Source organism: Sphingopyxis sp. KK2 (assembly GCF_001990265.1).
In the GTDB taxonomy this organism is placed as follows: Bacteria; Pseudomonadota; Alphaproteobacteria; order Sphingomonadales; family Sphingomonadaceae; genus Sphingopyxis.
In genome coordinates, this window is sequence record NZ_LYVN01000293.1 from 1 (window position 1) to 1,017 (window position 1,017).

Below are 1,017 nucleotides of genomic sequence, written 5' to 3' on the forward strand. Positions count from 1 at the left end.
GAATTGATCCCGCCGAAGCTGTTGTAGCCGACCGCTGTCGAGTTCACGCCGGACTTGGCATTGGCGCCGACCGACGTCGATTTTTCGCGCGTGTCGGTATTCGCGCCGATCGCGGTGGCGTCCACCGCTTCGGCCTTCGAATAGGCACCGATCGCCGTCGTATTGGCCTGTGTCGCGCGCGCGGCATTGCCCAGCGCGGCCGACGCCGTACCGGTGGAAACGGCGTTGAGGCCGATGGCCGTGCCCTGATCGAAGGCGGCCGATCCCGAGCCGACCGCGACCGCGTTGATCCCGGCGAAACTATTATAGCCGACCGCAGTCGAACTGACGCCCGACCGGGCGTTGCTGCCCACCGACGTCGATTTTTCGCGCGTATCGGCATTGGCGCCGACCGCCGTCGCATCGTCGGAGGAGGCCGAGGCGTTGACGCCGCATTCGGTCGATCGGGCTGCCGGCCCGCTGTTGCATTCGGGCGTCTGGTCGGCCTTCGCCGGGGTAACCAGCGACAGCGCGAGCGCGGCGGGTGCGGCGGTGAGAAGAAGTTTGCTGGCCTTGCGCATCGATAATCCCCTTGTCCTCGCCGCCCACGGGCGGCTGCGATGAAAAACGCGACCTTGGGGGCGTCGCTCGTGCGGCGCATTCGGCCCCCGCGCGCAATTCCGGCGGACCGGCGATCGCGCTTGCCAAAGCCTTGGTGCGCCCGCATAAAATCGGGGCGTCAAAGCTGCTGGCAAAAGGTAAGACGGGAAAAGTCGATCGAACCGGACACGCCCCCTCCAGAAAAATTTCCGAAAGCGGCCGATGCACTCGTGGCAGCCCTTTATGCGGAGCTGCGGACCATCGCGCGGCGCGAACATTATCGCGCGGGCGGACCGCAGACCTTGCAGACGACGGCGTTGATCAACGAAGCCTATGTCAAATTGCGCCGCGCCGACGGCTGGGAAAGCCAGTCGCATTTCCTCGCATGCGCGGCGACCGCGATGCGCCATATCCTGATCGACGCCGCGCGCGCGCGGC

Annotated in this window: 1 protein-coding gene and 1 pseudogene; one reads left to right on the plus strand and one right to left on the minus strand. The window is 66.3% G+C overall.

The genetic code is table 11. The annotated features are described in order from the left end of the window. Nucleotides 1-560 (minus strand): annotated as a pseudogene (locus tag B1A78_RS21855) (hypothetical protein); the annotation flags it as partial. 249 nt (nt 561-809) lie between these two features. Here B1A78_RS21855 and B1A78_RS23390 point away from each other — a divergent pair. After that, the coding region (locus B1A78_RS23390; protein ID WP_372236920.1) for an ECF-type sigma factor at nt 810-1,017 on the plus strand (208 nt) is incomplete at its 3' end.